This is a genomic window from Mycetohabitans sp. B46 (assembly GCF_037389205.1).
Taxonomy (GTDB): domain Bacteria; phylum Pseudomonadota; class Gammaproteobacteria; order Burkholderiales; family Burkholderiaceae; genus Mycetohabitans.
Genome location: NZ_JADBGL010000017.1, coordinates 1 through 24,109 on the forward strand (window position 1 = coordinate 1; position 24,109 = coordinate 24,109).

A 24,109-nucleotide genomic window follows, 5' to 3' on the forward strand; every position below is an offset into this window, starting at 1 on the left:
CGGTTGGTGGTCATCAGCTTTCATTCGCTAGAGGACCGCATCGTTAAGGATTCTTTCAATCGCACGCGCGCGCGCCGGCCGTGGACCGGCGCCTGCCGATTCGCGCGGCGGACTTGCCCAGTCCGCCGTTGCGCATTCTTGGGCGTATCTTTGCTGGCGAAGCGGAAGTGGCGGCCAACCCGCGTGCCCGCTCCGCCGTGATGCGCATTGCCGAGCGGGTGCTTGCATGAGCCGGCTCAACATTTTCCTGCTCATCGTTGTGTTGGGCTGCGCGCTGTCGGTCGTCAACGCGACGAATCGGCAGCGCGAGGTGTTCATCGATCTTCAGCGTGCCCAGTCGCAAGAGCATCAGCTACAGTTGGACTATGCGCAGTTGCAATACCAGCAAGGCGCATTGTCGAAGACCTCGCGCATCGAGCGTATCGCCACCGCCGACCTGAAGATGCAGCCGGTGGTGCCGGGGCGTACCCAGTATCTGAGCGTCGACCCGGCGAGCGTGCCGGCCGATACGCCGCCGGCCAGCGGGGCCGGGGCCGGCGCATCTGACTCCGCGTCGCTGGGCACCACGGCGGGAGCGGCCCGATGAAGCGCGCACCCCATCACCGTCGTCATGTACCGTTTTCATCGAGCCCGGTGTTGTCGATGCACTGGCCGATGTGGCGCTCCAAGCTCATCGTGTTTCTGCTGTTCGTCGCGTTCGTCGCACTGGCGGCGCGTGCCTTCTGGATCCAGGGACCGGGCAACGCGTTTTATCAAAAGCAGGGTGAAAGCCGCTACCAGCGCACCATCGAGTTGCCGGCCACGCGTGGCAAGATCCTGGATCGCAACGGGCTGGTGTTGGCCACCAGCTTGCCGGTGCGCGCGATCTGGGCCATTCCCGAATCGGTGCCCGACGAGCTAGGCGCCGGCAAGCTGACGAAGCTCTCAAAGCTGTTGTCGATGGATGAGAAGGCGTTGCGCGCAAAGTTGTCGCAAGATAAGACGTTCGTCTACGTGAAGCGGCAAGTGCCGCTGGACGTCGCACAAAAGGTGGTCGCACTGGACATCCCCGGCATCTACGTGCGCCCTGAATACAAGCGCTTTTATCCGGAAGGCGAGATCACCGCGCACATGATCGGCTTCACCAACGTCGAGGACGAGGGGCAGGAAGGCATCGAGCTGGCGGACCAGAAAGAGTTGGCCGGCGTGCCAGGCAGCCGCCGCGTGATCAAGGACCGGATCGGGCGCATCGTCGAGGACGTCGACGAGTGGGTCAAGCCCCGCAATGGGCAGGACGTCGAGTTGTCGCTGGACAGCAAGATCCAGTACATCGCGTACGCTAACCTGAAGGCGGCAGTCGACCGGTTCAAAGCGAAGGCTGGCGCGGCGATCGTCATCGACGTGAAGACGGGCGAGGTGCTCGCGCTGGTCAACTATCCGACGTACAACCCGAATGAGCGCTCGCACATGACCGGCGAGCAGTTACGCAACCGTGTGCTGACCGACGTGTTCGAGCCGGGCTCGATCATGAAGCCGTTTACCGTGTCGCTCGCCCTGGACCTGCACCGCGTGTTGCCGACGACGTTAGTCGATACCGGCGGGGGCCGCTTCACATTGGATGGCGCGACGATCACGGACGACGCCGGCTTTGGCGTGTTGACCGTTGGCGGCGTTATTCAGAAATCCAGCAACATCGGCGCGACCAAGATTGCGATGCAGTTGCGGCCTGAGGAAATGTGGAATATGTATACGAGCATCGGATTAGGCCAGGCGCCGAAGGTCGGCTTCCCTGGTGCGGCGGCTGGACGGTTGCGTCCTTGGAAGAGTTGGCGTCGTATTGAGCAGGCGACGATGTCATATGGCTACGGCTTGTCCGCGTCGCTGTTCCAGCTTGGCCGAGCCTATACCGCGATCGCGCATGATGGCTGCATCATTCCGCTCACGCTGATCAGGGGCAGCAACGGCAAGGAGCCGCAAGGCACGCAGGTGTTCTCGGCCACCACGGCGCGGCAGGTTCGCGCGATGCTGGAGACTGTCACGCAGCCGGGCGGCACATCGCCCGACGCGGCGGTGCCGGGCTACCGCGTCGGCGGCAAGAGCGGCACCGCATACAAGCACGTGGGACGCGGCTACGATCGCAGGAAGTATCGGGCGTCGTTCGTCGGCATGGCGCCGATGCCGAATCCGCGCATCGTGGTGGCAGTGTCGGTCGATGAGCCGACAGCCGGCAGCCACTTCGGCGGACAGGTCTCCGGTCCGGTCTTCTCGGCGATTGCCGGCGACACGCTGCGCTCGCTGAATGTGCCGCCCGACATGCCGGTTAAGCAGCTCGTGGTCAGCAACGACTCCAAGTCAATCATCAATGTGAGCGCGACGCAGAGGGCCGTGCGATGAGCCGCCCGCCACTGACGCCCGAACAAATCGAGCGCGCGCGGGCCGATGTGCTCGCGTGGCTGCGCGCCCGGCTTGCGCCGCATGCGCAACTGTGGGCGGACAGCCGCGCGGTGCGCGCCGGCGACGCGTTCGTCGCGTATGCGGTGAACGGCGCAGACAGTCGTGCGTATATCGCCGATGCGTTGCAGCGTGGCGCGGCGGCTGTGCTGGTCCAGGCCGGCGGTGAGTTCCCGGGTGGCGGACCGGTGCTCGAGGTCCCTGAACTCGATCAGCTTGCGGGCCACATTGCTAGTGCGTGGTATGGCGAGCCGAGCCGTGACATGCTGATGGTCGGCATCACGGGCACCAATGGCAAGACCACCACCAGCCACTGGGTCGCGGGCGCGTTGAGCGGCAGCGGCACCCGTTGCGCGATCATCGGCACGTTGGGCATCGGACTGCCGGGACAGCTTTCGCCCACCGGGTTCACGACCCCTGACGCGCCGCAGGTGCACCGCAGCCTGGCGGCGTTGCGTGCGCACGGCGCAAGCGCGGTATCGATGGAAGTGTCCTCGCATGCACTGCACCAGGGGCGCGTGAATGGCGTCGCGTTCGACATCGCGGTGTTCACTAACCTGACGCAGGACCATCTCGACTATCACAAGGACCTCGCCTCGTACGAGGCCGCCAAAGCGCGGCTGTTCGACTGGCCGGGCTTGCGCGCGGCCGTCATCAATCGCGACGACGAGGCCGGGCGCCGGCTGATCGGGCATCTGGCCACGCGGGTGCGCACGATCTCGTACGGCATCGCGTCGACCAGGCCGCGTGGCGACGCTTCGCTGCATGCGATGGCGATCCGCGCGACCGCTACCGGCACCGCCTTCACGGTGGTATCCGACTGGGGGCATGCCGAACTCGAGGTGAGCACGCTCGGCCTGTTCAATGTCGCCAATTTGCTTGCCGTCCTCGGCGGGCTACTGGCCGCCGACGTGCCATTCGATGCGGCGCTGTCTCAGATCACGCGGCTGGAACCGGTCAACGGCCGGATGCAGCAGCTCGGCGGGCGGCCGCAAGTGGACGAGCCGCTGGTGGTCGTCGATTACGCGCATACGCCGGACGCATTGGAAAAAACGCTCGACGCACTGCGGCCGATCGCCACGCAGCGGGGCGGCAAGCTCGTCTGTGTGTTCGGCTGTGGAGGCGAGCGCGATGTGACCAAGCGGCCGCTGATGGGGGCGATTGCCGAGCGGCTCGCCGACAGCGTCATCGTGACGAGTGACAACCCGCGTAGCGAGCCGCCGCTGGCAATTATCGGCCAGATCGTCGGGGCGATGCGCGAGCCGGCACGCGTGCGCACCATTGAGGATCGCGCCGGCGCGATCCTGCAGGCGGTGCGTGGCGCGTCGGCCGCCGACGTCGTGCTGATCGCCGGCAAAGGACATGAGGCAACACAGGAAGTGATGGGTAAGAAGCGGCCGTTTTCGGATCAGGATCATGCACACCTCGCGCTCGCGTCGCGCGTCACGCAACCTCGCGGAGAAGCCGAATGACGATGTTGAGACTGCGCGAGGCGGCTGCACTGATCGACGGCGCCACGGTTTTAGGCGACGATACGGTCGCTTTCGATCAAGTCTCAACCGACAGTCGCAGTTGCGGGCCGGCAAGCCTGTTCGTCGCGCTCAAGGGCGAGCGTTTCGACGCGCACGATTTCCTGCCGGATCTCGCGCAGCGCGGCGTGGCCGCTGTATTGGTGTCGCGCAGCCCCGGTGACTGGCGTGTGCCGGCGATCCGCGTGGCCGACACACGGGCCGCGCTCGGCGCGCTCGCGGCTGGCTGGCGTCGCAGGTTTGCGTTGCCACTGGTCGCGGTAACCGGCAGCAACGGCAAGACCACGGTCAAGGAAATGATCGCGTCGATCTTTGCCGCCGCCGTCGGCCACGCGCAGCGGCTCTCGACGCAGGGCAACTTAAACAACGACATCGGCATGCCGCTCACGTTGTTGCAGCTCGCGCCACAGCATCGGCTTGCGGTCGTCGAGCTGGGCATAAACCATCCTGGCGAAACGCAACAGCTAGCCCGGATTGCCGGACCCACCATTGCACTGGTGAACAACGCTCAGCGCGAGCATCAGGAATTCATGATGACGGTCGAGGCCGTGGCGCTGGAGCATGCGAGCGTGATTCATGCGCTGCCGCCGGACGGCACGGCGGTGTTTCCCGCCGACGATCCGTATGCCGGCATCTGGCGGGTGGCGGCCACCGGCAACCGGATCGTGGACTTCGCGCTGCGCCGGCCCGGTGCCAATAGCGACGCGGCGGTTCAGGGCACGACTACGGACACCGGCGCATTGCGAATCGAGACGCGCGCCGGCGCGCTCGAGGTATCGTTGCGCGCGCCCGGCGAGCACAATGCGCGCAATGCGCTTGCCGCCACCGCGGCCGCGCTTGCCGCCGGCGTCGGACTGGACGCGATACGGCGCGGGCTCGAGACCTTCGAGCCGGTCAATGGACGGTTGCAGGCCAAACTTGCCCAAGCGACGCCATGGGCCGGTGCGACGGTGATCGACGATACCTATAATGCCAATCCGGATTCGATGCGCGCGGCGATCGACGTACTGGCCATGCGCCAGGCGCCGCGCGTGCTGGTAATGGGCGACATGGGAGAAGTCGGCGACAACGGTCCCGCGTTTCATCGCGAAGTCGGCGCCTATGCGCGCGAGCGTGGGCTCGATGCACTGTACGCGCTCGGTGACGCGAGTCGCGATGCGTGCACCGCGTTCGGCCCGCACGCCCATCATTTCGATTCAGTCGAGGCGCTCGTTTCCGCGCTGCTCCGCCAGGACGCCGTTGCATCGGAGTGCGCCGCCGGCGCGACGATCCTGGTCAAGGGTTCGCGTTTCATGCGCATGGAGCGCGTGGTCCAAGCGCTGACTTTTCCCACTGCAACCGATGCGCCGGCCCGGCCCGGCGCGCATTGAAAGGACCTCGAATGCTATTGGCGCTGGCGCAATGGCTGCAAAGCGATGCAAGTTATTTGCGCGTGATCAACTATCTGACGTTTCGCGCGGTGATGGCGACCATCACCGCGCTGTTGATCGGCCTCGTCTGCGGCCCCGCGGTGATTCACAAGCTCACCGCACTGAAGATGGGTCAGGCCGTGCGCAAGGACGGACCGCAGACGCATTTGATCAAGTCTGGCACGCCGACGATGGGCGGCGTGCTGATCCTGATTGGCATTGCCGTGTCGACGCTGCTGTGGAGCGATCTGACCAATCGCTTCATCTGGATCGTGATGCTGGTCACTTTCGGCTTCGGCGTGATTGGCTGGGTCGACGATTATCGCAAGGTCGTCTACAAGGACCCGCGCGGCATGTCCTCGCGCGAAAAGTACTTCTGGCAATCGGTGATCGGCTTATTCGCCGCCGTGTACCTCGCGTTCTCGGTATCCGAGGCGAATAACGCGCGCGTGTTCGATCTGTTCATGGCGTGGGTGCGCAGCGGATTCTCAATCGGCTTGCCGGCGCGCGCCGATCTGGCCCTGCCGTTCCTGAAAGCGATCAGCTATCCGCTCGGCGTTTGGGGATTCATTGCGTTGACCTATTTCGTGATCGTCGGCTCGAGCAACGCGGTGAACTTGACCGACGGGCTGGACGGACTGGTGATCATGCCAGTCGTGCTGGTCGGGGCAGCGCTCGGCGTGTTTGCGTATGTGATGGGCAGCGCTGTCTATTCGAAGTACCTGCTGTTTCCGCATATTCCCGGCGCGGGCGAGTTACTTATCTTCTGCTCGGCGATGGGCGGCGCGGGACTCGCGTTCCTTTGGTACAACACGTATCCGGCGCGGGTATTCATGGGGGATGTGGGCGCGCTCGCGCTCGGTGGCGCGCTGGGCACAATCGCGGTGATCGTGCGGCAGGAAATCGTGCTGTTTATCATGGGCGGCGTGTTCGTCGCTGAGACCGTCTCGGTGATGTTGCAGGTCACGTGGTTCCGCTACACGAAGCGCCGCTATGGCGAGGGCCGACGCATCTTCAAGATGGCGCCGTTGCATCACCATTTTGAGTTGTCCGGATGGAAGGAGACCCAGGTGGTAGTCCGCTTCTGGATCATCACGCTGATGCTGTGCCTGTTTGGTCTATCCACGCTGAAATTACGGTAACCGAAAACTGAGGAAACGAAACGATGTTCGGTGAGAAGTTCGGAGAACGGCAACGCCCGACGACGCTCGTGCTGGGGCTCGGCGAATCGGGGCTAGCGATGGCGCGCTGGTGCGCGCGCCACGGTTGTCGCTTGCGCGTGGCCGATACCCGCGCCGCGCCACCGAACCTGTCGCAATTGGCGGCGCTGGACATCGATGCTGAATTCGTTGGCGGTGCGTTCAGTCCCGCGCTGCTCGATGGCGGTATCGATTTGGTGGCCATCAGTCCCGGTTTGTCGCCGCTTGGTGCCGACCTGGCTGCACTGATCGGCGCGGCCCGCGAGCGCGGCATTGACGTGTGGGGCGAGCTTGAGTTCTTTGCGCAGGCGTTGCGCGCACTGGCCACTGACGGCTACCAGCCCAAGGTGCTAGCGGTCACGGGCACGAACGGTAAGACGACGACCACGGCGCTAACCGGGCTGCTGTGCGAACGGGCCGGTAGACGCGTCGCGGTGGCCGGCAACATCAGTCCGGCTATGCTGGACAAGCTGGCCGAGGCCATCGACGCGGCGAAGCTGCCTGACGTCTGGGTGTTGGAGCTGTCCAGCTTCCAACTCGAGACATCGCACACGTTCGAACCCGATGCGGCCGTCATCCTCAACATCACGCAGGACCATCTGGACTGGCATGGCGGACTGGACGCCTATGCTGCGGCAAAGGAGCGGATCTTCGGGCTGCGTACGCTGCGCGTATTGAACCGCGATGATGCGCGCGTGATGGCGTGCGTGCCGGCCGGCGATGCCATTGCGCCGTATTGGACCTTTGGACGCAACGTGCCGCAGAACGATGGCGACTATGGTATCCAACGCGATGGAGGCATCGCATGGCTCGTCCAGGCCCATGATCGCAACGACGCCTCTAAACAACGCGCGACGAATCGCCGTCGCAAGAGCGGCGAGCCCGTGCCCGATATCGCGATCAAGCGGCTCATGCCTGTCGATGCCCTGCGCATCCGCGGCTTGCATAACGCAACCAATGCGATGGCTGCACTTGCGCTGACACAGTCGATCGGCCTGCCGCTCGCCGCGTTGCTGCACGGCTTGCGCGAGTACCGTGGCGAGCCGCATCGCGTCGAGTGGATTGGCTCGATCGATGGCGTTGACTACATCGATGACAGCAAGGGTACCAACGTCGGCGCGACCGTGGCCGCGCTCGACGGCCTCGCGCAGCGGATCGTATTGATCGCGGGCGGGGACGGCAAGGGCCAGGATTTTGCGCCGCTCGCGGCGCCGGTGGCGCGCTGGTGCCGGGCTGTGATGCTGATCGGCCGCGATGCGCCTGCGCTGCGTGCGGCACTGGCCGATACTGACGTCGAACTGGCTCTGCATCCAAGCCTGCAGGCGGCGACGCGTGCCGCGGCAGCCGTCGCCCAGCCCGGGGATGCGGTGCTGTTGTCTCCCGCGTGCGCGAGCCTAGACATGTTTTCCGGCTATGCGCAGCGCGCGCAGGTGTTCCGCAGCGAGGTCGAGGACATCGCTGCCGATAAGGGAGGGATGCTATGAGCCGGATGCAGCGGATCGCAGCAAGGCTCGCTGGGCGCCGCTACGCAGTGCCCAGCGACGGAGTCGTCGGCGCCACTCCGGCACGCGGCGTGGGGTTGGCTAGTGCGGTCAGCGGCATTCGCCCGTTGCGCTCGCGCATGCGTGACTATGACCACTCGCTGCTCTGGGTGACGATCGCGCTGTTGTCGCTCGGACTCGTGATGGTGTATTCGGCGTCGATCGCGCTGCCCGACTCGCCCAAGTACTCGGCCTATACGCCCTACCATTTCCTCGTGCGGCACGTTGTGTCGCTCATGACCGGTGTGCTCTGCGCGCTGGTGGCGTTTCGCATTCCGGTCAAGACCTGGGACAAGTACGCGCCGCGCTTCTTCCTGATCGCGTTGCTGTTGCTGGTGGTCGTGCTGATACCTCATCTGGGCAAGGGCGTGAACGGCGCGCGTCGGTGGATCCCACTCGGCATCACGAACATGCAGCCGTCGGAAATCATGAAGCTGGCGGTGACGATCTACGCGGCCAACTATACGGTGCGCAAGCAGGAGTACATGCACCAGTTCACAAAGGGCTTCCTGCCGATGGCGCTCGCAGTCGGCGTGGTCGGCGCGCTGCTGCTGCTGGAGCCGGACATGGGCGCGTTCATGGTGATCGCGGCGATCGCGATGGGCGTGTTGTTCTTGGGCGGCGTGAGCGGGCGGCTGTTCGGCGGCCTGGCGCTGACCGCCATTGGCACGTTCGCCATGCTCGTCTGGGCCTCGCCGTGGCGTCGCGAACGCATCTTTGCGTACCTGAATCCGTGGGACGACCGCTATGCGCAAGGCAAGGCGTACCAGCTTACCCATTCGTTGATCGCATTCGGACGCGGCGAGTGGTTCGGGGTTGGCCTGGGCGGCAGCGTCGAGAAGCTCAACTATTTGCCTGAGGCACACACCGACTTCATTCTCGCGGTGATCGGAGAGGAGCTTGGCTTTGTCGGCGTAGTCTTCGTGATTCTGCTGTTTTATTGGATTGTACGGCGCGCGTTCGAGATCGGCCGCCAGGCGCTCGCATTGGACCGCACGTTCGCCGGGTTGGTCGCGAAAGGCATCGGCTTGTGGCTCGGCGCGCAGACGTTCATCAACATGGGGGTGAACCTCGGCCTGCTGCCGACCAAAGGGTTGACGCTGCCGCTAGTCAGCTATGGCGGCTCTGGGATCTTGCTCAACTGCGTGGCGCTGTCGCTGCTGATGCGCGTCGATTATGAGAACCGGGTGCTGATGCGCGGAGGTAAGGTATGAGCGCGCGCACGCTGCTCGTGATGGCGGGTGGCACCGGCGGTCATGTGTTTCCCGGGCTGGCGGTCGCACAGCGGATGCAGGCGCAGGGCTGGCGGGTCGTATGGCTTGGCAATCCAAACGGAATGGAAGCGACATGGGTGCCTAAGTACGGCATTGCGGTCGAGTTCGTGCGTTTTGGCGGCGTGCGCGGCAAAGGCATTGCCACGAAGCTGTGCTTGCCGCTGAACCTGCTGCGCGCGTGCCTGCAAAGTCGCGCGGTGCTCGGCCGCGTGCGGCCTGACGTCGTGCTCGGCATGGGCGGCTACATCTCGTTTCCGGCCGGCGTGATGGCCGTGCTTGCGCGCATTCCATTGGTGCTGCACGAACAAAATTCGATTGCGGGCCTGGCCAACAAGCTGTTGGCCAGGCTCGCGCGCCGCGTGCTGGTCGCCTTTCCCGATGCGCTACCCGGCGCGCACTGGACTGGTAACCCGATCCGCGCGGAGCTGGCCGCAGTGGCCCCACCCGAAGTGCGGTACGCGGCGCGCACCGGCCCGTTGCGCGTGCTGGTGGTCGGCGGCAGCCTCGGTGCCGCGGCGCTCAATAAAACGGTGCCGTGCGCGTTGGCGTTACTCGATCCGGCGCAGCGCCCACACGTGGTGCACCAGGCCGGTGCCAAGCATATCGAAGCGTTGCGCGTGCATTACGCGGACGCGGGACTGGTGCAGGGCGACGGCATCGAGCTGGTTCCGTTCATCGACGACATGGCGCGCGCCTATGCCGAGGCCGACCTTGTGATTTGTCGCGCCGGCGCGATGACGGTATCGGAAATCGCCGCTGTGGGCGTGGCGGCGCTGTTCGTGCCGTTCCCGTTTGCCGTGGACGACCATCAGACGACCAACGCGGCGTTTCTCGTCGCGCATCACGCGGCGAGCGTCATGCAACAAAATGAATTGTCCGCGAAGAAACTCGCGGACTGGATTGGCAGTCAGACGCGCGCGTCGCTCGCACGCGTTGCGGCTCGCGCGCGCGAACTGGCTAAGCCCGATGCCGCCGAGCGCGTCGCACAGGTGTGCGCGTCGCTCGTCACGCGCGATGTGGCAGACGCATCGCACACGTCGCGGCACGGTGCGCAAGGAAAGCAATGAAACACATCGTCAAGCATATTCACTTTGTCGGGATCGGCGGTGCCGGGATGAGCGGCATCGCCGAAGTACTCGTCAACCTGGGCTACCAGGTCAGCGGTTCGGATCTGAACCGTTCGGCTGTCACTGATCGGTTGAGCGGGCTCGGCGCCCACGTCACGTTCGGTCACGACGCGCGGCATATCGACGGCGCGGATGCGGTTGTCATCTCCACGGCGGTGCGCACTGACAACCCCGAGGTGCGCGAGGCACGGCGCAGGCATATTCCGATCGTGCCACGCGCCCTCATGCTCGCGGAACTGATGCGACTCAAGCAGGGCATCGCGATTGCCGGCACGCACGGCAAGACTACGACGACCAGTCTCGTGGCCAGCGTGCTGGCGGCCGGCGGACTGGATCCGACTTTTGTCATCGGCGGGCGGCTAATCAGCGCGGGCGCGAACGCACGGCTCGGCACGGGCGATTTCATCGTTGCCGAGGCTGACGAGTCGGATGCATCGTTCCTCAACCTGTTCCCGGTGATCGAAGTCATCACGAACATCGATGCCGACCACATGGATACGTATGGTCATAACTTCGCCCGGCTCAAGCAGGCGTTCATCGAGTTCACGCATCGGCTGCCGTTCTACGGCATCGCGGTGCTGTGCGTGGACGACCCGAACGTGCGAGAGATTCTGCCGTTCGTCTCTAAGCCAGTCATCCGCTATGGGTTCGCGCAGGAAGCCGATGTGCGTGCCACCGATGTCTGCGCTAGGGACGGACGGATGCATTTCACCGTCCATCGCACCGACGCGGCGCCGTTGGACATCGTGCTGAACTTGCCCGGCACGCACAACGTGCAGAATGCGCTTGCGGCCATCGCGATCGCCACTGAGCTGGAGGTGGCCGATGCCGATATCCAGTCGGCGCTCGCGGAATTCAACGGCGTAGGCCGGCGGTTCCAGCGTTATGGCGAAGTGCCGCTCACGCGCGGCGGCGCGTACTTGCTGATTGACGACTATGGCCACCATCCGGTCGAGATGGCCGCGACGATCGCCGCGGCGCGCGGTGCATTTCCGGACCGGCGGCTGGTTCTCGTGTTCCAGCCGCACCGCTACACGCGCACGCGCGATTGTTTCGAGGACTTTGTCAAGGTGCTCTCGACGGTGGACGCGCTGGTGCTGACCGAGGTCTACGCGGCCGGTGAGGCGCCGATCGTGGCCGCGGACGGTCGCGCGCTGGCGCGGGCCATCCGCGTGGCTGGCAGGGTCGAACCGGTGTTTGTCGAGACCATCGACGAGATTGCGCCCGCGCTGGCGGCGGTGGTCGCCGACGGCGACGTCGTGATGACGATGGGGGCGGGCTCGATCGGTGGCGTGCCGGCGCGACTCACGCAGGAGCAAAGGACGTGAAGATGCGTGCGATCGATCCAAAGGCATTCGGCAAAGTGGCGGTGCTCTATGGCGGTGAGTCGTCCGAGCGCGATGTGTCGCTCGTGTCCGGCCGGCTGGTCTGCCAGGGACTGCGCGACGCCGGCGTGGACGCGCACTTGTTCGATCCGAAGGAGCGGCCCTTGTCGGCGCTCGGGGACGAAGGGTTTGCGCGCGCGTTCATTGCGTTGCACGGCGGATATGGCGAAAACGGCCAGATCCAGGGCGCACTCGACTTCTACGGGATCCGCTACACCGGCCCGGGCGTGCTCGGCTCGGCACTGGGCATGGACAAGTTCCGCACGAAACTGATTTGGCAGCAGCTCGGGATCCCGACGCCGCCGTTCGACACGGTACGGCGCGGCGAGGACTACGAGACACGGACGCAGCAAATTGTCGCGAAACTTGGGTTGCCACTGTTCGTCAAGCCAGCGACCGAAGGCTCGAGCGTCGCGGTGATCAAGGTCAAGGCGGCCGACAATCTGCCGCATGCACTGGCGCAGGCTGCGCAGCATGATCCGGTCGTGCTGGTGGAGAAGAGCATTGACGGTGGGGGGGAATACACTGCGTGCATTGCCGGCCCGCTGCAGTTGCCGCTGATTCGGATCGTGCCGGCTGGCGAGTTCTACGATTACCACGCGAAATACGTCGCCGACGATACCCAGTACCGGATTCCGTGCGGATTGAGCGATGCTGACGAGCAGCGGCTGACGGCGCTCGCGCGCCGCGCATTCGAGGTCCTCGCGTGCACCGACTGGGGGCGCGCCGACTTCATGCTCGACAGCGATGGCAACCCGTATTTCCTGGAGATTAACACCTCGCCCGGCATGACCGATCACTCATTGCCGCCGAAGGCGGCGCGCGCGGTCGGCATCTCGTACAGCGAACTAGTCGTGAACGTGCTTGCGCTCACGCTGAAGGATTGACGCCCGACTACCGACATGTGGAACAATCCGCGCCAGCTCAACATGATCACCAGCGCGCTGCATGCTGCGCTGCTGGCGATCGTGCTCGCCGGTGCCGGCCTGTGGCTGCTGCAGCGGCCGGCCTTTGCGCTGCGCACGCTGCTGATCGACGGCGATATCGAGCACATCAACCGGCCGACGGTGCGCGCGAATGTGCTGGACAAGCTGCACGGCAATTTCTTCACGGTAGATCTGGACAGCGCGCGTGCCGCGTTCGAGCAGATCCCGTGGGTGCGACACGCGAGCGTGCGCCGCGTGTGGCCGAATGCGCTAGCGGTCACGCTCGAGGAGTACAAGCCCCTGGGGACGTGGGGCAGCGACCAGTTTGTCAGCGTCGATGGCGAGGTCTTCACGGCCAACCAGGCCGAGGCCGATGCCGAATTGCCGGTGTTCGCCGGCCCAATGGGCTCGGAGCGCGATGTCGTGGCCCGATACCGCGATTTTCAGAAATGGTTCGAGCCGTTGGGTGTGAAGCCGGAGGAGGTCACGTTGTCGCCGCGCTATGCCTGGACCGTCAAGCTGACCAATGGCATGCAGGTGGAGCTGGGGCGCGAGCGCAACAAGGATATGCTGGCCAGCCGTGCGCGGCGGCTCGTGGTTGCCTGGCCAACGGTCACGCAGCGCTGGGGCAACGACATCGAATATGTGGATTTGCGCTACCCGAATGGGTTCGCGATCCGGGCTGCAGGGATGCGCTTCATTCCCGACGACCCGAAGGCGAAGAAGCTGCGTCCATGACGCAATGAACGGACAACACTCGCAATTGAGCACGCTATGAGCAAAGACTACAAGGACCTGCTGGTTGCCCTCGACATCGGGACGTCGAAGGTGGTGGCCGTTGTCGCCGAGTTAAAGGGCGAGGGCCACTATGAAGTGATTGGGCTCGGGCAAAGCGACTCGAAGGGTCTGAAGAAGGGGGTGGTCGTCAATATCGAGGCGACGGTTCAGTCGATCCAACGCGCGCTCGAGGAAGCCGAACTGATGGCCGACTGTAAGATTACCAACGTGTTCACTGGCATCGCCGGCAGCCACATCCGTAGCTTCAATTCAAGCGGCATGGTGGCGATCAAGGACAAGGAGGTCACGCAGGCGGACGTCGCGCGTGTGATTGAGACCGCGAAGGCAATCAATATTCCGACCGACCAGCAGGTGCTGCACATCCTGACGCAGGAATTCATCATCGACGGCCAGGAAGACGTGCGTGAGCCGATTGGCATGAGCGGCATCCGGCTGGAGGTGAAGGTGCACATCGTGACGGGCGCCGTCTCAGCCGCGCAGAACATCGTCAAATGCGTGCGCCGCTGCGGACTGGAGGTCAACGATTTGATCCTGCAGCCGCTCGCGTCGAGCCTGGCCGTGCTGACCGAGGACGAGAAGGAGTTGGGTGTCGTGCTGGTCGACATCGGCGGTGGGACCACCGATATCGCGATCTTCAGCGAGGGTGCGATCCGCCATACTGCAGTGATCCCGATCGCGGGTGATCAGATCACCAGCGACATCGCGATGGCGCTGCGCACGCCGACGCCGGACGCGGAGGATATCAAGGTGACCTACGGGATTGCCAAGCAGGCGCTTGCCGATCCGGACGAGATGATCGAGGTCCCGGGGCTGGGTGAGCGCGGTCCGCGGGTGCTGTCTCGCCAGGCGCTGGCGGCGGTGATTGAGCCGCGCGTGGAGGAGCTGTTTTCTTTAGTCCAGCAAGTCGTGCGCGAGTCCGGCTACGAGGAGCTGCTGAGTTCCGGCGTGGTGTTGACCGGTGGCGCGGCGATGATGGCCGGCATGGTTGAATTGGGCGAGGACATCTTTCTCAAACCGGTGCGTATCGGCGTGCCGCAATATGCCGGCGGCCTGGCGGACGTGGTGCGCAATCCGCGGTATTCGACCGCGATGGGGTTGCTGGTGGAGGGACGTTCACAGCGTATGCGTGGACGCAAGGTCGCCACGCAGTCCGGTTCCGCCACGCAGGTGTGGTCCCGGATGAAGGACTGGTTCTTAGGTAATTTTTGAAGTCGTTTCGCAACGCGCTGGCGGCGGCGGCCAGTGCACGGTGACGGAATTGCCCGATTTCGCCACTGCGTAACGCCGAGCGAAGTCGCTTAATACTTGACGGAGGCACTAATGGAATTCGAAATGCTGGAAACCGAAACCAACGGCACGATCATCAAGGTCGTCGGGATCGGTGGCGCTGGCGGCAATGCCGTCCAGCACATGATCAACCGCGGCGTGCAGGGCGTCGATTTCATCGTAATGAATACCGATGCTCAAGCGCTGAACCGGTCCAAGGCACCGTCCGTGATCCAACTGGGTAAGACCGGCCTGGGCGCCGGGGCGAAACCCGACATGGGGCACGCCGCCGCTGAGGAGGCTCGCGAACGGATTGCCGATGCGCTGCGTGGTGCGCACATGGTGTTCATCACGGCGGGCATGGGCGGCGGCACCGGTACCGGTGCCGCGCCTGTGGTCGCGCAAATTGCCAAGGAGATGGGCATTCTGACGGTAGGTGTCGTGAGCAAGCCATTCGAGTTTGAGGGCGGCAAGCGCATGCGGGTGGCCGAAGCGGGCTCGCAGGAACTCGAATCGCATGTTGACTCGCTGATCGTCGTGCTCAACGACAAGCTGTTCGACGTGATGGGCGACGACGCTGAGATGGATAAGTGCTTTCAGTGCGCGGACGACGTGTTGCATAACGCGGTGGCCGGCATTGCTGAGATCATCAACGTCGATGGCCTTGTGAACGTGGACTTCGAGGACGTCAAAACCGTGATGGGCGAGCAGGGCAAGGCGATGATGGGCACCGCGACGGTGGCCGGCGTAGACCGCGCGCGGCTGGCGGCCGAACAAGCTGTGGCCAGCCCGCTGCTCGAGGGCGTGGACCTGTCTGGCGCGCGAGGTGTGCTGGTCAACATCACGTCGAGCCGCTCGCTGCGCCTGTCGGAAACTCGTGAGGTGATGAACACAATCAAGAGCTACGCGGCCGACGATGCGACGGTGATTTTCGGTGCGGTGTACGACGACGCGATGGGCGATGCGATGCGGGTAACCGTAGTGGCGACGGGTCTTGGTCGCGCCGTCAAGAAGCAGCAGGCGGCGCCGATGACGCTGCTGCGTACCGGCACAGATAATCATCCGATCGCCGCGCAGCCGGTTAGCTATGCCGCCGCGCCGGGCGCGACCGACTATGGCGCGCTGGATACGCCGGCGGTGTGGCGCAGCTCGCGGGAAACCGCCGCATCGCACGTGCAGGCGTTGCAAGAAAAGGGCGTGGACACGTACGACATCCCGGCGTTCCTGCGCAAGCAAGCCGATTGATCCGAGCGCCCGACGCGGGCGTCACAGCGACGCGGACCGCGCTGGCTGGACGCGCAAGGTCGGCATCGCGCCGGATGCCTGGCCCCGCTGGCTGCCCGCTGAGAAAACAGCGGATGCGGCGTTGCGCTCCGGCGGCATGACGGACGCGGGTCGCGACCGTCGGCGCTTGGCCGACGAAGATGGGCAAGCGTAGCAGCGATAGCACGCCCCGGGCAGGGCGTGTGGTTCACGACGGCGCAGATCCGGCCTGTTAATCGCAGCTGTTGCGTGCCGGCAACGCGCGCGCGAGTGTTTTGCGCACTGCTGTCACACGGCCCGGTGCCTGGGAACCGCCTCCTTCCAGGTATCGGGCCGCTTTGTCATCCGCTCAATAGGGAAACCGTAACAACGGGAAACAGTTTCATACAGGTTGATAAAAGCGGGAGTTTCGCAAGTCGAGTATACTAATAACTATGGGTTTAAAACCCGTGATTAGAATAACCTATTAAGAGTCAAGACGATGTTGAAGCAGCGGACCATCAAATCGATCGTGAAGACGGTTGGCATCGGCCTGCACTCCGGGCGCAAGGTCGAGTTGACGCTGCGTCCGGCTGCTGCCAATACCGGAATTGTGTTTTGTCGCACCGACTTGGCCGTGCCGGTCGATATCCCGGCCAGCGCGATGTCGATTGGTGACACGCGCCTTGCGTCGGTGCTGGAAAAGGACGGCGCGAGGGTGTCGACCGTCGAGCACCTGATGTCAGCCTGCGCGGGGCTCGGGATTGATAACCTGTATGTTGACGTGACGGCCGAGGAAATCCCGATTATGGATGGCAGCGCGGCGTCGTTCGTGTTCTTGATCCAGTCGGCCGGGATCGACGAGCAGGCTGCCGCCAAGCAGTTCATCAAGGTCACGCGGCCGGTCGAAGTGCGTGATGCGGACAAGTTTGCTCGGCTGGAGCCGTACTTCGGTTTTAAGCTGAAGTTTACGATCGACTTCCGTCACCCGGCGGTGGACAAGACCGGCCAGGAACTGGAAGTCGATTTTGCCGACACGTCCTATGTGCGAGAGATCGCGCGGGCTCGCACATTCGGCTTCGCGCACGAAGTCGAAATGATGCGCGAGTTGGGCCTAGCGCGAGGCGGCAGCATGGACAACGCGATCGTGCTAGACGAGTATCGCGTGCTGAATAACGATGGCCTGCGCTATGGCGACGAGTTTGTGAAACATAAGATGCTAGACGCGATCGGCGACCTGTACGTGGTCGGCCATCCATTGCTGGCATCGTACACCGCGTACAAGTCCGGTCACGGCTTGAACAATGCGTTACTGCGCGAATTGCTCGCCCACGAGGACGCGTACGAGATCGTCACGTTTGCCGACCAGAAAGCGGCGCCGCGGGGCTTTGCCTACGATCCGCAGGCAGTGTACGCGTGACATCGCGCTAGGGGCGGCGGCGGCCTGCATGCCGCTGCGCCATGCGCGCGACGGCTTCCTGCAACGGCGAAGGCTCCAATGCGTCGGCCAACTCGCAAAGACAATCGGCGCCGGCTGCGGAAACCTGGGCTTGCTTGATCTGCGCAGCAGCGGCTGGCGCTTGCGGGCGCACGCGGATCTTGATCGCGCGCAGTGCGAAACCGCGCTGCTGCAACTCGGTCAGCACAGTGGGCTCCAGATGGCGTAACCGGGCGGCCAACGCATTGTGGGCTGCAAAAAGGGTCAGTGCCTGATCCTTAATCGGACCGGCATGCACATGGCTGGCCAGATAACCGGGCAGCACGGCTTGCAGCGCCGCTTCCAGCGCCGCCACCTGTCGCACGCCGGCTTGCAGCGCGGCCAACTCGGCGCTGGACGACATCAACTCGGTGAGCGGTCGGGGTGTGAACGGCTTGCGCGGCAACGGATAGGGCGAATAGCGGCTCATGGCACTCGTGCAGGGGACTGGCGGCTTGCGGCCGTCGGGGAATCGACGTATCCATGCCATTGTAGCCGCTGGTGGCCGGCTCGACGAAATCGCGCTGCTAGCCGGCCGCACGGGTTGACAACCGCGCGCAAGCGCGCCCTGACGCGGGCAGTACACAGTCAGCGTGATAAAATTGCGCCTTTGAATCTAACTGGACACAGCCGTCGAACCGCCGTTCGCCAACGGGTCGTGCGAGAGTCGCGCCGATCCGGCGTCGCGTGCCGACTCGAGATCCCGATCCGATGACCACCGGTTTTCTGCAAAAGATTTTTGGCAGTCGCAATCAGCGGCTGATCAAACAGTATCAAAAGACTGTCGCGACGATCAATGCGCTGGAGGCGCAGATCGAAAAGCTGACGGACGAGCAATTGCGCGCGAAAACCGACGAGTTCAGGCAGCGCGTGGCGGCCGGGGAGTCGCTCGACAAGCTGCTGCCGGAGGCATTCGCAGTGTGCCGGGAAGCAAGTCGCCGCGTGCTGAAGATGCGACACTTCGACGTACAGTTGATTGGCGGCATGGCGCTGCACTACGGCAAGATCGCCGAAATGCGCACCGGCGAGGGCAAGACGCTGGTGGCCACGCTGGCGGCGTACCTGAACGCGCTGTCTGGGCGCGGCGTGCATGTGGTGACGGTCAACGACTATCTCGCGCAGCGCGATGCGGAATGGATGGGCCGGCTCTACAATTTCCTCGGCCTGTCCGTCGGCATCAACCTGTCGCAGATGGAGCACGGCCAGAAGCAGCAAGCTTACGCGTCGGACATCACGTATGGCACGAACAATGAATTCGGCTTTGACTACCTGCGCGATAATATGGTCTACGAGACCGATGCGCGCGTGCAGCGCGGGCTGAATTTCGCGATCGTCGATGAGGTCGACTCGATTCTGATCGACGAGGCGCGCACGCCGCTGATTATTTCGGGGCAGGCTGAGGACCACACCGAGCTGTATGTGCGGATGAATGCGCTACCGCCGTTGCTGGAGCGCCAGATTGGCGAGGAAAAGGCCGATGGTAGCGGCGTCGAGAAGCCGGGCGACTACACGCTGGACGAGAAGGCACGCTCGGTATTCCTGACGGAATCGGGTCACGAAAAGGCCGAGCGGCTGCTGGCCGAATGGGGCCTCATTGGCGATGGCGAGAGTCTTTATGCACCGCAGAACATCACGCTGATGCATCACGTGTATGCGGCGCTGCGCGCACATACGCTGTTCTTCCGCGATCAGCACTATGTCGTGCAGAACGGCGAGGTGATCATCGTCGATGAGTTCACCGGACGCCTGATGCCGGGCCGGCGTTGGTCGGACGGCCTGCACCAGGCTGTCGAGGCGAAGGAGCAGGTGAAGATCCAGGCGGAGAACCAGACGCTGGCGTCGATTACGTTCCAGAATTACTTCCGGATGTACGCCAAGCTGGCGGGGATGACCGGCACGGCGGACACCGAGGCGTACGAGTTCAACGAGATCTATGGACTCGAGACGGTCGTGGTTCCGACCAACCGGCCGTCTAAGCGCACGGATCGCCAGGACCAGATCTACAAGACCGCAAAGGAGCGCTATGACGCGGTGATCCGCGATATCCGCGACTGCTACGAGCGGGGACAGCCGGTGATGGTCGGCACCACGTCGATCGAGAATTCTGAGCTGCTGTCGCACCTGCTCAAGCAGGCTGGGCTGCCACATGAGGTGCTCAACGCGAAGCAGCACGCGCGTGAGGCGGCGATCGTCGCCGAGGCTGGCCGTCCGAAGCGCATCACGATTGCGACCAACATGGCGGGCCGTGGCACCGACATCGTGCTCGGCGGCAACCCGGACAAGCAGGCGTCGCTGATCGAAGCCGATGCGTCGATCAGCGACGACGAGAAGCGACGTCGGATCCAGCAGATCCACGACGAATGGCAAACGCTGCACGAGCAGGTCAAGGCGGCCGGCGGACTGCACATCATTGGCACCGAGCGGCACGAGTCCCGCCGGATCGACAACCAGTTGCGCGGGCGGGCGGGCCGCCAGGGCGATCCCGGTTCATCGCGCTTCTACCTGTCGCTCGAGGACCCGTTGCTGCGCATCTTCGCCGGTGACCGCGTGCGCGCGATCATGGACCGGCTGAAGATGCCGGAAGGCGAGGCGATCGAGGCCGGCATCGTGACGCGCTCGATCGAATCGGCGCAACGCAAGGTCGAGGCCCGTAACTTCGATATCCGCAAGCAATTGCTCGAGTATGACGACGTCTCCAATGACCAGCGTAAGGTGATCTATCAGCAGCGCAACGAGTTGTTGGAGGCACAGGACATCCACGAGACGATCGGTGCGATGCGGCATGGCGTGCTGACTGAGGTGGTGCGCACCTATGTGCCAGCCGGCAGCATTGAAGAGCAGTGGGATGTGCCGGCGCTCGAGCAAGCGTTATGCAACGAGTGGCAGCTTGATCTCGCGTTACAGGAGATGGTGAACGAGGCGGACACGATCGAGGCCGACGAGGTACGCGATGCGGTGATCGCTGCGGGTGACGAAGCGTACGAGGCCAAGGTTGCGCAGGTCGGCCGCGATGCGTTCAGCAGCTTCGAGCGCTCGGCGATGCTGCAGACGCTGGACTCGCGTTGGCGCGAGCACCTGGCCGCGCTCGAGCATCTGCGCCAGGGCATCCACCTACGCGGCTATGCGCAGAAGAACCCGAAGCAGGAATACAAGCGCGAGGCATTCGAGTTATTTGCCGCGATGCTGGACGCGGTCAAGCACGAAGTCACGCGCATTGTGATGAACGTGCAGATCCAGACACCGGAGCAGCTTGAAGCGGCGGCCGAGCAATACGAAGAGCAGGCGGGCCATTTGGCGAACGTTGAGTTTCGGCACGCCGACTTTGCACAGGCTGCCGGTGGCGGTGTTGACGCCGCGCTCGCCGATGCGCCGTCGCGCGTGTCGCCGGTGGCGCTCGCGACCCATGCGAGCGCCGAGCTGTCACCGGACTTTGCCGCCGACCAGTCGTTAGTGGCTGCGCGCGACAACCCGTATCCGAAAGTCGGGCGCAACGATCCGTGCCCGTGCGGCAGCGGCAAAAAGTACAAGCAGTGCCACGGTCGGCTTGCGTGATGTGCGCTGCCGGCGGGGTGGCCCCGTTCCTGTCCGATGCCGCCCGCCGCGCCCGCGGACGGCTTTTTCCCTGACCAGCGTTTGCAATCATGGCCGTCAATTTTCCCTCGATTGATCCCGCGTCGCTTCATCCCGTGCCCGGCGTCACGCTTGGCTGGGCCGAAGCCAATCTGCGCAAACCGAATCGCAAGGATGTCCTGGTGATCGCTGTCGATGATGGCGCAACGGTGTCCGGCGTGTTCACCACGAACCGCTTTTGCGCCGCGCCGGTCACTGTGTGTCGTGAACATCTTGCCTCGGCGCGTGGCGGCGCTGCGCCGATTCGGGCACTGCTCGTCAATACCGGCAATGCGAATGCCGGGACCGGCGAGCCGGGCTTGGCGCATGCCCGTGATAGTTGTGCGGAACTGGCGCGGCTGTTGCGCATCGACGCGCGGCAGGTACTGCCGTTCTCCACTGGCGTGATCCTTGAGCCGCTACCGATCGAGCGGCTCAAGGCGGGATTGCCGCAAGCCGTTGCGCAACTCGCACCGGCGCACTGGTACGAAGCCGCGCAGGCGATCATGACGACCGATACGCTGCCCAAGGCCGCCTCGCGGCAGCTCGATATCGACGGCCATACGGTCACGCTGACTGGGATCAGCAAGGGTGCCGGGATGATCAAGCCGAACATGGCCACGATGCTAGGGTTTGTCGCGACCGACGCGGCGATCGCCCAGCCCGTGCTGGACGCATTGGTCAAGGACGTGGCCGACCAATCGTTCAACTGCATCACCGTTGATGGCGATACGTCGACGAATGACTCGTTCATCGTCGTGGCGTCCGCTCGCTCGACGCTGCCGGTGATCACGTCCACGCAAAGTGCCGCCTACCGCGCGCTGCGCGACGCGTTGGCGCAGCTCGCGCAGACCCTTGCGCAATTGATCGTGCGCGACGGCGAGGGGGCGACGAAATTCATGACGGTGCGCGTTGAGGCGGGCCGCAGTGTTGACGAGTGTAGGCAGGTGGCCTATGCGATCGGCCACTCGCCCCTGGTCAAGACCGCTTTCTATGCGTGCGACCCCAACCTGGGCCGGCTCCTGGCGGCGATCGGCTACGCGGGCATTGCTGACCTGGATGTGAGCCGTATCGAGCTGTACCTGGACGACGTGCTGGTGGCCAAGGACGGCGGCCGCCATCCCGATTATCGTGAGGAGGACGGCCAGCGCGTGATGAAGCAAAGCGAAATCATGATTCGCGTGCGCTTGGCGCGCGGCGATGCCCAGGCGACCCTGTGGACCTGCGACCTGTCGCACGACTACGTGTCCATCAACGCCGATTACCGCTCCTGACCCACACCGCGGGAGATGACCGTACCGCTGGAGATCCATTGCGATGGATAAGCTTGAACAATTCCTGACGCGCGCCGAGGCGCTGCTCGAACGCCTGGAGGCCGTGTTGCCGCCGGCCGTGCCGGCCACCGACTGGGACGTGGCCATCGCGTTCCGATGGCGCTCGCGGCAGGGGCGGGGCTTTTTGCAGCCGGTCGCCCATCTGCCGGCGATCCAGCTGTCCGACTTGCAGAACATTGACCGGCAAAAGGCGCTAGTCGAGCAGAACACCCGTCAGTTTGTGCGGCGCCTGCCGGCGAACAACGTGCTACTGACGGGCGCGCGCGGCACCGGCAAGTCGTCGCTGATCAAGGCCTGTCTGAACCAGTTTGCGCCCGAAGGCCTGCGTTTGATCGAAGTCGACAAGGACGACCTGCACGCTTTGGGCGACATCGTCGAGCAGATCGCGTCGCGCCCGGAGCGGTTTGTCGTGTTTTGCGATGACCTGTCGTTCGAGGAAGGCGAGTCCGGCTACAAGGCGCTAAAGGTGGCCTTGGACGGCTCGATTGCGGCCCAGTCCGACAACGTGCTGATCTACGCGACGTCGAACCGTCGTCATTTGCTGCCCGAGTACATGCGTGACAACGATACCTATCGGCACACGGCGGATGGCGAGATCCATCCGGGCGAAGTGGTCGAGGAGAAGATTTCGCTGTCTGAGCGCTTCGGGTTGTGGGTGAGCTTCTATCCGTTCAAGCAGGACGACTATCTGGCGATCGTCGCGCATTGGCTCAGGCATTTGGGATGCAGTGACGCGCAGATCGATGCCGCGCGGGGCGACGCGCTGGTCTGGGCGCTGGAGCGCGGCTCGCGTTCGGGCCGGGTTGCGTGGCAGTTTGCCCGGGACTGGTCCGGCCGGCGGCAGAAGACCCAATGACCGCGGCGCGACCGACCATGACGCCGGATACGGCCGCGCGGCACGATGTGTCGCAGGCACATGCCGCCACGCATACCGCTGATGGGCGCCGGATCACCGAAGTGGCCGTCGGCGTGATGCTGCACGAGGATGGGCGTTTTCTGCTCGCGCAGCGGCCCGCCGGCAAGCCATACGAGGGCTACTGGGAATTTCCGGGCGGCAAGCTGGAGCCGGGCGAGAGCGTCGAGGACGCATTGGCGCGCGAATTGCATGAGGAGCTCGGCGTGACGATTGCCGACTGCGTGCGCTGGCGGGTCCTCGAGCATAACTACCCGCACGCTTACGTGCGGCTGTTCTTCTGCAAGGTGACCCGGTGGAGCGGTGAGCCAAGCGGTCGAGAAGGGCAGGCGTTGATCTGGCAGATTCCCCCCGTCCAGGTTGCGCCGCTGCTGCCGGCGGCGTTGCCGGTGATCGACTGGCTCGACGCTGAACGGGGTTGAACCTCAGTTCAATTCGCCCGGCTTCTGCGGGTCGCCATGCGACTCGTCGGCCGGGCGGTCATCGCCGCCGATCGTGTATTTCCCGGTTGCCCACGCACCGAGATCGATTTGCTTGCAGCGCGCGGAACAAAAAGGACGGAACCGACTTTCGGGCTTCCATTCGACCTTTTTGCCGCAAGTCGGGCAGTTGACGACGGTCGTCATATCGGCAAGGGTTGGATGATTTGG

General features: G+C 64.2%; 20 protein-coding genes and 1 pseudogene. 19 read left to right on the forward strand and 2 right to left on the reverse strand.

Features of this window, described 5'->3' with window-relative positions:
- The 15 genes and pseudogenes from mraW to lpxC form a co-directional block, all read left to right on the forward strand.
- Window positions 1–230: pseudogene (gene mraW / locus IHE30_RS14135) on the forward strand (16S rRNA (cytosine(1402)-N(4))-methyltransferase); the annotation flags it as partial.
- Window positions 227–586, forward strand: a complete 360-nt coding sequence (gene ftsL, locus IHE30_RS14140) for a cell division protein FtsL (protein ID WP_337691535.1) — start codon at window positions 227–229, stop codon at window positions 584–586. The pseudogene mraW and the gene ftsL, both read left to right, overlap by 4 nt.
- Entirely contained in the window at window positions 583–2,373 is a 1,791-nt protein-coding gene (locus IHE30_RS14145) for a peptidoglycan D,D-transpeptidase FtsI family protein (RefSeq protein WP_337691537.1), read from the forward strand. The genes ftsL and IHE30_RS14145 overlap by 4 nt, the downstream gene beginning before the upstream one ends.
- Window positions 2,370–3,902: a UDP-N-acetylmuramoyl-L-alanyl-D-glutamate--2,6-diaminopimelate ligase gene (locus IHE30_RS14150; protein ID WP_337691539.1), complete on the forward strand. Its 1,533-nt coding sequence runs from the start codon at window positions 2,370–2,372 to the stop codon at window positions 3,900–3,902. Before IHE30_RS14145 ends, IHE30_RS14150 begins: the two co-directional genes overlap by 4 nt.
- Window positions 3,899–5,329 carry a UDP-N-acetylmuramoyl-tripeptide--D-alanyl-D-alanine ligase gene (locus tag IHE30_RS14155; RefSeq protein ID WP_337691542.1) on the forward strand — a complete coding sequence of 477 codons (1,431 nt, stop codon included), beginning with the start codon at window positions 3,899–3,901 and terminating at the stop codon, window positions 5,327–5,329. The genes IHE30_RS14150 and IHE30_RS14155 overlap by 4 nt, the downstream gene beginning before the upstream one ends.
- Window positions 5,330–5,340: 11 nt before the next feature.
- A complete protein-coding gene (mraY, locus tag IHE30_RS14160) occupies window positions 5,341–6,510 on the forward strand; it encodes a phospho-N-acetylmuramoyl-pentapeptide-transferase (RefSeq protein ID WP_337691543.1) in 1,170 nt (389 codons plus the stop codon).
- A 23-nt stretch (window positions 6,511–6,533) separates the two neighbouring features.
- A complete protein-coding gene (murD, locus tag IHE30_RS14165; RefSeq protein WP_337691544.1) occupies window positions 6,534–8,051 on the forward strand; it encodes a UDP-N-acetylmuramoyl-L-alanine--D-glutamate ligase in 1,518 nt (505 codons plus the stop codon).
- On the forward strand, window positions 8,048–9,322 hold the full coding sequence (gene ftsW / locus IHE30_RS14170) for a putative lipid II flippase FtsW (protein WP_337691546.1): 1,275 nt from the start codon (window positions 8,048–8,050) through the stop codon (window positions 9,320–9,322). Before murD ends, ftsW begins: the two co-directional genes overlap by 4 nt.
- The gene (gene murG, locus IHE30_RS14175; RefSeq protein ID WP_337691547.1) at window positions 9,319–10,449 is read left to right on the forward strand and encodes an undecaprenyldiphospho-muramoylpentapeptide beta-N-acetylglucosaminyltransferase; all 1,131 of its coding nucleotides are present in this window, start codon (window positions 9,319–9,321) and stop codon (window positions 10,447–10,449) included. Before ftsW ends, murG begins: the two co-directional genes overlap by 4 nt.
- Window positions 10,446–11,837, forward strand: a complete 1,392-nt coding sequence (gene murC, locus IHE30_RS14180; RefSeq protein WP_337691548.1) for a UDP-N-acetylmuramate--L-alanine ligase — start codon at window positions 10,446–10,448, stop codon at window positions 11,835–11,837. Before murG ends, murC begins: the two co-directional genes overlap by 4 nt.
- Before the next feature lie 2 nt (window positions 11,838–11,839).
- Window positions 11,840–12,781, forward strand: coding sequence for a D-alanine--D-alanine ligase (locus IHE30_RS14185; protein ID WP_337691616.1), 942 nt, complete (start codon window positions 11,840–11,842; stop codon window positions 12,779–12,781).
- A 15-nt stretch (window positions 12,782–12,796) separates the two neighbouring features.
- Window positions 12,797–13,558, forward strand: coding sequence for a cell division protein FtsQ/DivIB (locus IHE30_RS14190; protein ID WP_337691549.1), 762 nt, complete (start codon window positions 12,797–12,799; stop codon window positions 13,556–13,558).
- Between the two features lie 36 nt (window positions 13,559–13,594).
- A complete protein-coding gene (gene ftsA, locus IHE30_RS14195; protein WP_337691550.1) occupies window positions 13,595–14,827 on the forward strand; it encodes a cell division protein FtsA in 1,233 nt (410 codons plus the stop codon).
- Window positions 14,828–14,938: 111 nt separating this feature from the next.
- Window positions 14,939–16,129: a cell division protein FtsZ gene (ftsZ, locus tag IHE30_RS14200; RefSeq protein WP_041752989.1), complete on the forward strand. Its 1,191-nt coding sequence runs from the start codon at window positions 14,939–14,941 to the stop codon at window positions 16,127–16,129.
- A 499-nt stretch (window positions 16,130–16,628) separates the two neighbouring features.
- Complete coding sequence (gene lpxC / locus IHE30_RS14205) at window positions 16,629–17,546, forward strand: UDP-3-O-acyl-N-acetylglucosamine deacetylase (protein WP_337691552.1); 918 nt, start codon at window positions 16,629–16,631, stop codon at window positions 17,544–17,546.
- Window positions 17,547–17,553: 7 nt separating this feature from the next.
- On the opposite strand, the gene IHE30_RS14210 is transcribed toward lpxC, so the two are convergent.
- Window positions 17,554–18,033 (reverse strand): DciA family protein, encoded by a 480-nt coding sequence (locus tag IHE30_RS14210; RefSeq protein WP_337691554.1) that lies wholly within the window; start codon window positions 18,031–18,033, stop codon window positions 17,554–17,556.
- A 281-nt stretch (window positions 18,034–18,314) separates the two neighbouring features.
- Between IHE30_RS14210 and secA the strand changes: the two genes are divergently transcribed.
- From secA to IHE30_RS14230, 4 genes are all read left to right on the forward strand, one after another.
- The gene (gene secA, locus IHE30_RS14215) at window positions 18,315–21,155 is read left to right on the forward strand and encodes a preprotein translocase subunit SecA (protein WP_337691556.1); all 2,841 of its coding nucleotides are present in this window, start codon (window positions 18,315–18,317) and stop codon (window positions 21,153–21,155) included.
- Between the two features lie 89 nt (window positions 21,156–21,244).
- Window positions 21,245–22,486, forward strand: a complete 1,242-nt coding sequence (gene argJ / locus IHE30_RS14220) for a bifunctional glutamate N-acetyltransferase/amino-acid acetyltransferase ArgJ (protein ID WP_337691557.1) — start codon at window positions 21,245–21,247, stop codon at window positions 22,484–22,486.
- A 43-nt stretch (window positions 22,487–22,529) separates the two neighbouring features.
- Window positions 22,530–23,402 carry an ATP-binding protein gene (locus tag IHE30_RS14225; RefSeq protein ID WP_337691558.1) on the forward strand — a complete coding sequence of 291 codons (873 nt, stop codon included), beginning with the start codon at window positions 22,530–22,532 and terminating at the stop codon, window positions 23,400–23,402.
- A gap of 17 nt (window positions 23,403–23,419) precedes the next feature.
- Window positions 23,420–23,881, forward strand: coding sequence for an NUDIX domain-containing protein (locus IHE30_RS14230; protein WP_337691560.1), 462 nt, complete (start codon window positions 23,420–23,422; stop codon window positions 23,879–23,881).
- A 3-nt stretch (window positions 23,882–23,884) separates the two neighbouring features.
- On the opposite strand, the gene IHE30_RS14235 is transcribed toward IHE30_RS14230, so the two are convergent.
- Window positions 23,885–24,085: a DNA gyrase inhibitor YacG gene (locus tag IHE30_RS14235; protein WP_337691561.1), complete on the reverse strand. Its 201-nt coding sequence runs from the start codon at window positions 24,083–24,085 to the stop codon at window positions 23,885–23,887.
- Window positions 24,086–24,109 lie beyond the last annotated feature (24 nt).

Coding starts and splice junctions, on each gene's coding strand:
- ftsL (WP_337691535.1), top strand. CDS start 227: ATGAGCCGGCTCAACATTTTCCTGCTCATCGTTGTGTTGGGCTGCGCG.
- IHE30_RS14145 (WP_337691537.1), top strand. CDS start 583: ATGAAGCGCGCACCCCATCACCGTCGTCATGTACCGTTTTCATCGAGC.
- IHE30_RS14150 (WP_337691539.1), top strand. CDS start 2,370: ATGAGCCGCCCGCCACTGACGCCCGAACAAATCGAGCGCGCGCGGGCC.
- IHE30_RS14155 (WP_337691542.1), top strand. CDS start 3,899: ATGACGATGTTGAGACTGCGCGAGGCGGCTGCACTGATCGACGGCGCC.
- mraY (WP_337691543.1), top strand. CDS start 5,341: ATGCTATTGGCGCTGGCGCAATGGCTGCAAAGCGATGCAAGTTATTTG.
- murD (WP_337691544.1), top strand. CDS start 6,534: ATGTTCGGTGAGAAGTTCGGAGAACGGCAACGCCCGACGACGCTCGTG.
- ftsW (WP_337691546.1), top strand. CDS start 8,048: ATGAGCCGGATGCAGCGGATCGCAGCAAGGCTCGCTGGGCGCCGCTAC.
- murG (WP_337691547.1), top strand. CDS start 9,319: ATGAGCGCGCGCACGCTGCTCGTGATGGCGGGTGGCACCGGCGGTCAT.
- murC (WP_337691548.1), top strand. CDS start 10,446: ATGAAACACATCGTCAAGCATATTCACTTTGTCGGGATCGGCGGTGCC.
- IHE30_RS14185 (WP_337691616.1), top strand. CDS start 11,840: ATGCGTGCGATCGATCCAAAGGCATTCGGCAAAGTGGCGGTGCTCTAT.
- IHE30_RS14190 (WP_337691549.1), top strand. CDS start 12,797: ATGTGGAACAATCCGCGCCAGCTCAACATGATCACCAGCGCGCTGCAT.
- ftsA (WP_337691550.1), top strand. CDS start 13,595: ATGAGCAAAGACTACAAGGACCTGCTGGTTGCCCTCGACATCGGGACG.
- ftsZ (WP_041752989.1), top strand. CDS start 14,939: ATGGAATTCGAAATGCTGGAAACCGAAACCAACGGCACGATCATCAAG.
- lpxC (WP_337691552.1), top strand. CDS start 16,629: ATGTTGAAGCAGCGGACCATCAAATCGATCGTGAAGACGGTTGGCATC.
- IHE30_RS14210 (WP_337691554.1), bottom strand. CDS start 18,033: ATGAGCCGCTATTCGCCCTATCCGTTGCCGCGCAAGCCGTTCACACCC.
- secA (WP_337691556.1), top strand. CDS start 18,315: ATGACCACCGGTTTTCTGCAAAAGATTTTTGGCAGTCGCAATCAGCGG.
- argJ (WP_337691557.1), top strand. CDS start 21,245: ATGGCCGTCAATTTTCCCTCGATTGATCCCGCGTCGCTTCATCCCGTG.
- IHE30_RS14225 (WP_337691558.1), top strand. CDS start 22,530: ATGGATAAGCTTGAACAATTCCTGACGCGCGCCGAGGCGCTGCTCGAA.
- IHE30_RS14230 (WP_337691560.1), top strand. CDS start 23,420: ATGACGCCGGATACGGCCGCGCGGCACGATGTGTCGCAGGCACATGCC.
- IHE30_RS14235 (WP_337691561.1), bottom strand. CDS start 24,085: ATGACGACCGTCGTCAACTGCCCGACTTGCGGCAAAAAGGTCGAATGG.